The 9,062-nt window shown below is 71.8% G+C and carries 11 protein-coding genes and 1 tRNA gene; 3 read left to right on the forward strand and 9 right to left on the reverse strand.

The features are described from left to right. Positions 1–70: 70 nt before the first annotated feature. The 7 genes from ACTHNQ_RS11215 to idi are packed head-to-tail and all read right to left on the reverse strand — an operon-like array spanning position 71 to position 5,667. Positions 71–964 carry a prenyltransferase gene (locus ACTHNQ_RS11215; protein ID WP_440333445.1) on the reverse strand — a complete coding sequence of 298 codons (894 nt, stop codon included), beginning with the start codon at positions 962–964 and terminating at the stop codon, positions 71–73. Beyond that, positions 961–1,284: a lycopene cyclase domain-containing protein gene (locus ACTHNQ_RS11220; protein ID WP_440333446.1), complete on the reverse strand. Its 324-nt coding sequence runs from the start codon at positions 1,282–1,284 to the stop codon at positions 961–963. The genes ACTHNQ_RS11215 and ACTHNQ_RS11220 overlap by 4 nt, the downstream gene beginning before the upstream one ends. Next, positions 1,281–1,631, reverse strand: coding sequence for a lycopene cyclase domain-containing protein (locus ACTHNQ_RS11225; RefSeq protein ID WP_440333447.1), 351 nt, complete (start codon positions 1,629–1,631; stop codon positions 1,281–1,283). Before ACTHNQ_RS11225 ends, ACTHNQ_RS11220 begins: the two co-directional genes overlap by 4 nt. A gap of 1 nt (position 1,632) precedes the next feature. After that, a complete protein-coding gene (crtI, locus tag ACTHNQ_RS11230; protein WP_440333448.1) occupies positions 1,633–3,198 on the reverse strand; it encodes a phytoene desaturase family protein in 1,566 nt (521 codons plus the stop codon). After that, the gene (locus ACTHNQ_RS11235; RefSeq protein ID WP_440333449.1) at positions 3,195–4,073 is read right to left on the reverse strand and encodes a phytoene/squalene synthase family protein; all 879 of its coding nucleotides are present in this window, start codon (positions 4,071–4,073) and stop codon (positions 3,195–3,197) included. The genes crtI and ACTHNQ_RS11235 overlap by 4 nt, the downstream gene beginning before the upstream one ends. Further along, complete coding sequence (locus ACTHNQ_RS11240) at positions 4,070–5,119, reverse strand: polyprenyl synthetase family protein (RefSeq protein ID WP_440333450.1); 1,050 nt, start codon at positions 5,117–5,119, stop codon at positions 4,070–4,072. Before ACTHNQ_RS11240 ends, ACTHNQ_RS11235 begins: the two co-directional genes overlap by 4 nt. Further along, positions 5,116–5,667 carry an isopentenyl-diphosphate Delta-isomerase gene (idi, locus tag ACTHNQ_RS11245; protein WP_440333451.1) on the reverse strand — a complete coding sequence of 184 codons (552 nt, stop codon included), beginning with the start codon at positions 5,665–5,667 and terminating at the stop codon, positions 5,116–5,118. The genes ACTHNQ_RS11240 and idi overlap by 4 nt, the downstream gene beginning before the upstream one ends. 81 nt (positions 5,668–5,748) lie before the next feature. Here idi and ACTHNQ_RS11250 point away from each other — a divergent pair, with 81 nt between their 5' ends. Further along, positions 5,749–6,222, forward strand: coding sequence for a MarR family winged helix-turn-helix transcriptional regulator (locus tag ACTHNQ_RS11250; RefSeq protein WP_440333452.1), 474 nt, complete (start codon positions 5,749–5,751; stop codon positions 6,220–6,222). Positions 6,223–6,335: 113 nt separating this feature from the next. Here the strand turns inward: ACTHNQ_RS11250 and ACTHNQ_RS11255 are convergent. Further along, positions 6,336–6,409: transfer RNA gene (locus tag ACTHNQ_RS11255), tRNA-Met, on the reverse strand. Between the two features lie 93 nt (positions 6,410–6,502). Between ACTHNQ_RS11255 and ACTHNQ_RS11260 the strand changes: the two genes are divergently transcribed. Then, entirely contained in the window at positions 6,503–7,021 is a 519-nt protein-coding gene (locus tag ACTHNQ_RS11260; protein ID WP_440333453.1) for a DUF6328 family protein, read from the forward strand. Continuing rightward, the gene (locus tag ACTHNQ_RS11265; protein WP_440333454.1) at positions 7,018–7,821 is read left to right on the forward strand and encodes a carbon-nitrogen hydrolase family protein; all 804 of its coding nucleotides are present in this window, start codon (positions 7,018–7,020) and stop codon (positions 7,819–7,821) included. The genes ACTHNQ_RS11260 and ACTHNQ_RS11265 overlap by 4 nt, the downstream gene beginning before the upstream one ends. Before the next feature lie 10 nt (positions 7,822–7,831). On the opposite strand, the gene ACTHNQ_RS11270 is transcribed toward ACTHNQ_RS11265, so the two are convergent. Further along, the gene (locus tag ACTHNQ_RS11270) at positions 7,832–9,031 is read right to left on the reverse strand and encodes an aminotransferase class I/II-fold pyridoxal phosphate-dependent enzyme (RefSeq protein ID WP_440333455.1); all 1,200 of its coding nucleotides are present in this window, start codon (positions 9,029–9,031) and stop codon (positions 7,832–7,834) included. Between the last annotated feature and the right edge of the window lie 31 nt (positions 9,032–9,062).

Below are 9,062 nucleotides of genomic sequence, written 5' to 3' on the forward strand. Positions count from 1 at the left end.
CCTCCGCGACACCGGGAAGGGTCGCTCGTCTTCGGACGGGCGGCCCTTCCGCGTGCCCAGGTGGAGCGGATCAGGCCGTGCGCACGGCGTACCAGATGAGCAGCAGGGTGACGGCGAAGCCGGTGAACTGGTTGAGCCACAGGAACCGGTCCCACCCGGTGGTCGCGGCCGACGCGTCGGCATCCGAGATCGCGCGGTAGGGCCAGACGGTGATGAGGTACGGCACGGCGAGCAGGGCGGCGAGTGGTCCCGGCCACGCCGTCGCGAGCATCGCCACGCCTGCCGCGGCGTAGCACCACAGCGCGAAGCGGACGGTCCATCGAGCTCCGCGGACGGTGGCGATCGAGGCGATGCCCGCCTCTCGATCCGCGACGACGTCCTGCACGGCCCCGAACGCGTGCGACGCGACACCCCACAGGGCGAACGCGGCGATGAGCGCAGCCAGCTGCCAGGTCCACGTCGCATCCGCGAGGACGAGGCCGTAGACCGCCGGTGAGAAGAAGTGGATGCTGCTGGTCAGCGAGTCCAGGAACGGGCGTTCCTTCAGCCGCAGCGGCGGCGCGCTGTAGAAGACGACGAAGAAGAGGCTCCCCGCCAGCACCAGCCAGGACGCCGGGGAACCGACGACGACCAGGAAGACGACGAAGGGCAGGCACGCGAGGGCCGCGGCGACGAGCGTCACCCGGTGCAGACGCCGGTCGAGCACGGCCCCGTGAGCCCCGCCCTTGCGCGGGTTGCGCAGGTCGGACTCGTAGTCGAAGACGTCGTTGATCCCGTACATCGCGAGGTTGTACGGGATGAGGAAGAAGAGGGTGCCCAGCACCAGCACGATGTCGATCTGCCGGGTGGTCATCAGGTATGCCGCGGCGAACGGGTAGGCGGTGTTGATCCAGCTGACCGGTCGCGACGAGACGAGCAGCCGGCGTGCGACGGCGCCGGCGCGCAGCGGGTCGGCGACGGTCATCGGCCCGCCTCCACGCCCTCGCCCCGCGCGGGCGAGAGGAGCGTGAACACCGCCGGCACGAGGAAGGCCGCGCACAGCGGGTACGCGAAGTCCTCGACAGGCGCGAGCCCGATGCGGATCCCCGAGATGAGCTCATCGGGGTAGGTGAACAGCCCGGCGGCGATCATGACGTTGTCGAAGACCACCGTGAGCAGGATCAGGATGCCGGCGGCCGCGGCCGACGCCGCCATCCGCGCTCCGAATCGCGGGCGCCGCGCCGTGAGCGACACGGCGACCGCGGTGGCCGCGAGGAAGGGCAGGAGGATGAGGCCGTACGTCATCGGCGTGCCTCCTCGCGGGGCGTGACGGCATCCTTCCGCCGTGAGATCGCGCGCAGCGCACCCGCCCACGCCACCACGGCGAGGTAGCAGAGGAAGGCGAGGAACACGGGCTCCTCGACGGGGAGATGCGGTGCGAGGTCGACGCCCAGCAGCAGCGGGCTCCCGCCCTTCACGAACACCCCGGCGACGATGCCGACGAGGTCCCACAGCACGAAGAAGGCGGTGCCGATCCCCACGGCAGCTGCTGTACGCCCTGGTGCCGCCCAGGCCGCGAGCCGCCAGCGGCGGTCGAGCAGCGCCACTCCGGCAGCGCTCACGAGGATCGCGAGCAGGTACACGCCGGGCACGTCACACCCTCGCCGTCTCGGCGAGCGGGCCGGGCGATCGGTCGCCGCGCAGCCGCTTGACCACGAGCTCGGCCGAGATGAGGCACATGGGCAGTCCGATGCCGGGCAGCGTGGACGCGCCGACGTACGCGAGGCCTTCGACCCGGCGCGACACGTTGCGCGGGCGGAACATCGCACTCTGTCGCAGGGTGTGCGCAAGGCCGAGGGCATTGCCGCGCCACGCCCCCAGGTCGGCCGCGAAGTCGCCCGGTGCGACGGTGCGTCGCACGACGATCCGCTCGGCGAGGTCCGGGATGCCGCACCACTCCGACAGCTGCACGATCACGCGATCGGCCGCGGCCTCGACTGCGGCGTCGCCGGTCCCGTCCACGCCGCCGCGGCCGAGGTCCGGATCTGCGGGCACCGGCACCAGGACGAAGAGGTTCTCGTGGCCGGGCGGAGCGACGCCGGGGTCGGTGGCGCTGGGGCGGCAGACGTACAGGGACGCCGGATCGGGGATGCGTGGATGCGACCCGAAGATGTCGCCGAAGTTCGCGCGCCACTCCTTGGCGAACAGCAGCGTGTGGTGGGCGAGCTGGGGGAGGGCGCCCTCGACGCCGAGCATCAGCAGGAGTGCTCCAGGACTCGGCGTCCGCGCGCGCCACCACTCCTCGGGATAGGTCTGCAGCTCGCGCGGCAGCAGGGTCGTCTCGGTGGCGTGCAGGTCGGCGCCCGACACCACGAGCTCGGCGGTCAGGCGCTCGCCGCCGGCCAGCTCGACGCCATGTGCCCGTCCCGCCTCGGTGAGGATCGCGGTCACGCGTGCGCCGGTCTCGATGCGGACGCCGGATGCCTCGGCCAGGCGGGTCACCGCGCGGATGATCTCGGTGAAGCCGCCGCGCGGGTACAGCACGTGCTCGTCCAGATCGAGGTGGCTCATGAGGTGGTACAGGCTGGGGACGCCGTAGGGCGAGCCGCCGAGGAACACGGCGGGGTATTCGAGGATCTGCCGCAGGCGCGGATCCGTGAACCTGGCCTCGACGTGACGCGCGAGGCTCCGCGTGAGCAGCGGGGCCAGGCGAGGTGCCCGCCGCAGGAGCGCGGGATCCCTCAGACCGGCCGTCGACTCGTAGGTGTCGTAGAGGAAGCGTGTGACGGCCAGGTCGTACGCGTCGGCCGCGGAGTCGAGATAGGCGTCCAGGCGCGCGCCGGCGCCCGGCTCGACGCCCTCGAACAGCGCGGTCGCGTTCTGCCGCCCCGATCGCACGTCCAGCGGCGACAGGCGGGTGGCCGGGTCGGAGTACACGCGGTACGCGGGATCGAGCGGCACGAGGTCCAACTCGCGCTCGGCGGACGTGCCGAGCAGACCGAAGAAGTGGTCGAACACCTCGGGCATGAGATACCAGCTCGGGCCGGTGTCGAAGCGGAAGCCGTCGCGCTCCCACATCCCCGCCCGACCGCCGAGCTCGTCGCGGGCCTCCAGCACCGTGACGTCCCAGTCCTCGCGTGCGAGGAGCGCGGCGGTGGCGAGTCCGGCGATCCCGCCCCCGATGACGACCGCCCGGCGCTTCCCGGCACCCGCGCTCACGCGTGCGCCCCGCGGGGCGCGAAGCCCAGCATCGCCCGCATCGCCAGGCGCGCCTTCACGGCGTCGGGAACGCGCACACGCACGTCGTCGCCCGTCGATGACCGCAGACGTGCGGCCAGCTCGGCGAACAGGTCGTGGGCGGCGGTGACGGCCTTGCGGCAGTCGGCGGGCAGATCGGGGATCACCCGCGCGGCGGCGGCGAGGTCGCGGTCGATGCGGTCGAGCACCGCCGTGCGATCCTCGGCCGAGACGAGGTCGAGGTAGTCGCGTCCGAGGCGGGTGCGATCGTCGGCGAGGTCGCGCAGGAAGTTCACCTCCTGGAAGGCCGCGCCGAGCCGCCGCGCGCCGTCGACGAGCTCCGGCGAGGGGACGACGGGATGCCCGGACCCGGCGTTGACGAAGACCTGCAGGCACATCAGCCCGATGACCTCCGCCGAGCCGTAGACATACGCGTCGTGCGATGCGGTGTCGTGCCGGCTCACCTCCAGGTCCACCCGCATCGACGCGAAGAACGGCTCCACCAGGAACGCTCCGATCCCGCACTCGCGGGCGGTGCGTGCGAACGCGTGCAGCACCAGATTGCTGCTGAACCCGTGGGTGATGGCCGCGAGGCAGTCCTCTTCGAGCCGGTCGAGGACGGCGCCGGCCTCTTCCGTCGACAGTCCCGCCTCGCGCGCAGGGCCGTCGACGATCTCGTCCGCGACGCGTGCCAGCGCGTAGACGTTGCGCACGTGCGGGCGCGGGCGCGGGCCGAGCAGGCGGCAGGCCAGCGCGAACGAGGTCGAGTAGCGCGCGATGACGGCGGCCGCCGCATCCCCCGCCGTCCTGTCGTAGAGGGCGAGGCCGGTGGCGACCTGCGACGTGGAGGTGTTCACGGGATCCTTCGGTCGATCTCGGCGGACAGGCCGCGCAGCAGGCGGCCGGCGGCGGACGGGAGAGCCGGGTCGTGCGATCCGGAGCGGACGCCGTCGAGCGTCTCGGCGATAAGTCGCGTCAGCCGCTCGCGGGCGCCGCTGCCGGCAAGGACCAGCTGCGCATCGCGGACGGCCACCGGACCGGTCGTCGCCCGCGCCAGTGCGGCGTCGACATCGGGAGTCGCGCCCGACTCGCGGGCGAGGGCCATCACCGGCGTGCGCTTGGCTTCGCGCAGGTCGGGGCCGCTGTCTCGACCGGTCTGATCGGCGCTGCCGAAGGTTCCGATCAGGTCGTCCACGAGCTGGAAGGCCAGTCCCAGACGCCCGCCCAGGTCGCCGAGCACCCGAAGTGCCGCGCCGTCGGCCTGGGCCAGCAGCGCGCCCGCCTGGAGCGGTGCCCGGAACGAGTAGACCGCGGTCTTGTTGAAGGCCGTGCCGAGCGTGGTGTCGCGAGAGGGGAAGGATGCGGCGACCGCGTTCTCGACGTCGGCGAGCTCGCCCGCCGCCGACACGACGATCGCGTCATCCAGGAGGGCGAACAGGCGCTCCTTCGTCGGCGCGTCCGTCGGGGCCATCGCGATGAGACGGAAGGCCTCGTGCAGCAGCAGATCGCCCGCGAGGATCGCCGCAGCGTCGCCGAGCGTCGCCTGGCCGGCCGCATCCGCCCCGGCCTCACGACCGCGAGCGCGGAACTCCCCGCCGACGTTGGGCACACCGCGGCGCTCGGTGTCGTGGTCGATGACGTCGTCGTGCACCACGAAGGCCGTGTGGAGCAGCTCGAAGGCCGCGGCGACCGACAGCACGGCCGGACGCGCGGACGGCGCACCGCCGAACGCGGCGAACGCGGTCGTGACGAGCGCGGGCCGCAGTCGCTTGCCGCCGTGGGCTGCGCGGCCGATCGCTCCGGCGAGGGCGTCGAAGCCGTCGCCGAGGCCGTCCGCCCGCTCCCGGATGCGCTCGAGCGCCCCGTCGATCGCCGTGGCGACGGCGGGATCCGCCGCGATCACGACGCCCACCTGCGGGGGACGGCGCCGTCGAACAGGTGCAGGTGCTTTGCCTGCAGCACGAGCCACGGCGAGAAGGCCCAGGGCGTCGCCGCGAGGGACGCCGCAAGCTCGTCGGGGTCGACCCACCGGGCATCCATCACTTCGAGGGGGTTGAGCCGCGGTTCGTCGTCGGTGTACGCGGTGTAGACCGGGCACACCTCATGCTCCACGATCCCCGCGCTGTCGGTGGCGCGGTAGCGGAACAGCGGAAGCGCCAGCTCCAGCTCGGTCAGGACGATGCCCAGCTCGCTGTCGGCGTGCCGGCGGACGGCCGACGCCACCGGCTCGGCCGGGCGCGGGTGCCCGCAGAACGAGTTGGTCCACACTCCCGGCCACGTGCGCTTGCCCAGAGCGCGCCGGGTGACGAGCACCTGGCCGTCGCGGTTGAGGACGTGGCAGGAGAAGGCGAGGTGCAGCGCGGTGTCGGCACCGTGGACGGTCGACTTCGGCGCGGTCCCGATGGCCTGCCCGGCGTCGTCCAGCAGCACCACAAGATCGGTCTCGGTCATCTGCGCATCTCCTCCCAATCGCTAGCTTAGCTAGCAATCTGTTTTGTGCGATGCTACAACGGTTGGGAGGGAACGTCCACGATGTCCGAACGCTGGCTGCCGCAGACCGATCATGAGCACGCTGTGATGCGCGTGCTCATGTCGATCCGCGCCATGGGCGACGCCATGGACCGCATGCACAGCGGCATGAAGGGCGACATGGACATGAATGCGACGGATGTCGCCGCCCTGCGTCTGCTGATCATCCGCGAGCAGAGGGGAGCGCTGGTCAGCCCACGCGACATCGCCCAGCACCTGCGCATCTCGACCGCGTCCACCACGAAGCTGCTCGATCGGCTCGAGGCGTCCGGCCACCTCGAACGGCGTGCGCATCCCACCGATCGGCGCGGGCGGGTCGTGGTGCTCACCGACGAGGCGCGGCGGGCGTTCTTCCGCATCTTCGGCGAGCGGCTGCGCGCGATGCGCGAGATGGCGATGGGCTACGACGAGGACGAGCTCGCCGTCGTAACCCGCTTCCTCGACGATCTCACCGGGACGATGGATCCCGTGGTCTGACCGCCCCTTCCGGGGAGAGGCGGACGCAGAACGTCCCACTCCTCGCGGACGCAGAGCGCGGCGCATGTGAAAGGCCCCCTGGTCAGATTTCCCTGATCAGGGGGCCTTCTTTGTTGCGGGGACAGGATTTGAACCTGCGACCTCTGGGTTATGAGCCCAGCGAGCTACCGAGCTGCTCCACCCCGCGGCACAAGGAATAGCCTAGCACGGGTTTCGAGTGCCCCGAACCACGGGGCGGGATGGGTTGCCCCGTCCGCGCGGTCCGCGTCAGGATGAACACATGCCGGAGGACCCCCGCCACAATCCCGATGACGACCGCGTCGACGGTCGCGACGAGAGCCCGGCGGAGCGTGCCGACCGCAACTGGAGCGAAGTGCTGCAGGAGCTCCGCGTGCTGCAGACGGGCACCCAGATCCTCACCGGCTTCCTGCTCGCCCTCGCCTTCCAGCCCGCCTTCGCGGAGCTGAGCGATGGGCAGCGGACGGCGTACCTCTCACTCGTGGTGCTCGCCGCGCTCTCCTCCATCGTGGCGCTCGCACCGGTGGCGCTGCACCGCGCCGTCTTCCAGCACGGCGTGAAGCCCGCCGTCGTGCGTTACGGCCACGTCGCCCTCGTGACCGCACTGATCACGGTCGCCCTGCTCATCGTGGGGGTCGTCGCATTCGTCTTCGACGTCGTCGTGGGCGGGTCCGCGTTCTGGTGGGCGATCCTGCTCCTCGCGGTGATCATCGTCACGCTGTGGGTGGTGATCCCCGGGATCATCCGGGTCAGAGCGCGGGAGATCGGGGAGCAGCGATGAGCGACACGTTCGCGATCGCGGTGGCGCAGTTCGCGCCCACGGCCGATGCCGCCGCCAACCTCGACGCCGTCGCGCAGCTCGTGGCGACGGCATCCGCCCGGGGAGCGGGACTGGTGGTGCTGCCGGAGTACTCGAGCTACTTCGTCGACCCGTTCGACGAGAGCCTCGCCGAGAACGCGCAGGAGCTCGACGGGCCGTTCGTGCGGCGGCTCACCGAGATCGCCGGGGAGCATGGCGTCGTCGTCGTCGCAGGGCTGCTGGAGCGGGCGGGCGACGGCCGGCGCGTGCGCAACACCGTCGTGGCGGTCGACGCCGAGGGGCTGCGTGCGCACTACCGCAAGCTCCACCTGTACGACGCGTTCGGTCAGCGCGAATCCGACTGGATCGAGCCGGGCGACCCGGGGGAGCCGCTGACCTTCGACGCGGGCGGCCTCCGCTTCGGCCTCATGACCTGCTACGACCTGCGCTTCCCCGAAGTGGGACGGCTGCTCGTGGATGCCGGCGCCGATGTGCTGCTCGTCCCCGCCGAATGGGTGCGGGGGCCCCTCAAGGAGCACCACTGGCGCACGCTGCTGCATGCGCGGGCCATCGAGAACACCGTGTTCGTCGCCGCGGCCGACCATCCGCCGCCCCTCGGCGTCGGCAACTCGCTCGTCGTCGACCCGCAGGGGGTCGAGCTGGCCGCCGTCGGCACGGCGACCGACGTGGCCGTCGCGCACCTGGACGTCGGTGCGATCGCGCGAGTGCGGCGGGTCAATCCCGCGCTGGCCCTGCGCCGCTTCCGTGTCGAGCCGCGTTGAGGACGCCCGTTCAGCGCATGCGTGAGAGACGGGATGCCGCCTCCTCGAGAACCTCGACGCGCTTGCACGCCGCGAACCGCACCAGGGTCGCGTAGTCGGCGCGACGACCCGGCGTCACGAAAGCCGTCAGGGGAATCGCCACGACACCCGCGCGCTCGGGCAGAGCCCGGCAGAAGGCCGCGGCATCCACCGCTCCGAGCTCGCTCGCGTCCGCAACGGTGAAGTACGAGCCCGCAGGAGTCGACACGTCGAATCCTGCGTTGCGCAGCCCTTCGCCCAGCAGATCGCGCTTCGCTCGCAGGGTCGCGGCGATGCCGCCGAAGAACGCGTCGGGCAGTCGCAGTCCGGTAGCTATCGCGGGCTGGAACGGGCTGCCGTTGACGTACGTGAGGAACTGCTTGACGGCGAGCACGGCGTCGACGAGGTCGGCCGGCCCGCTGATCCAGCCGATCTTCCAGCCGGTCGTCGAGAAAGTCTTGCCGCCCGACGAGATGGTGAGCGTCCTCTCCCACGCGCCGGGAAGCGTGGCGATCGGCACGTGTGCCCCGTCGAAGACGAGGTGCTCGTACACCTCGTCGGTGACGATCACGGCGTCGTGCCGGTCCGCCAGGCGCACCACCTCGTCACGCACCTCGGCCGAGAACACCGCGCCGGTGGGATTGTGGGGGTCGTTCACGAGGATCACGCGGGTGCGGTCCGTCACGGCCGTGCGCAGGTCGTCGAGATCGGGCTGGAAGTCTGGCCACCGCAGCGGGACGGTCACCAGGCGCGCCCCGGAGAGGGCGACGACGGCCGCATACGAGTCGTAGAACGGCTCGAACACGACGACCTCGTCGTCGGGACCGTCGACGAGCGCCAGCAGCGCGGCGGCGAGCCCCTCGGTCGCTCCGGCCGTGGCGACGACGTCGCGGGCGGGATCCAGGTGCAGACCGTAGAAGCGCTCCTGGTGCTCGGCGACGGCGGAGAGCAGATCCGGGATGCCGCGTCCCGGCGGGTACTGGTTCACACCGTTCGCGATGGCGGCACGGGCGGTCTCGAGCACCTCGGCGGGCCCGTCCTCGTCGGGGAAGCCCTGGCCGAGGTTGATCGCGCCCGTCCGGGCCGCGAGCGCCGACATCTCGGCGAAGATGGTCGGGTGGATCGCGCCGTCGGCACCGACCAGTCCGGCACCGGCCGCCGTGCGGTGCCACGCTCCGGGGATCTGTCGCATCGCATCACCGTACCGGCGTCCTCATCCCCGT

The organism is Microbacterium sp. (assembly GCF_051953575.1).
GTDB lineage: Bacteria > Actinomycetota > Actinomycetes > Actinomycetales > Microbacteriaceae > Microbacterium.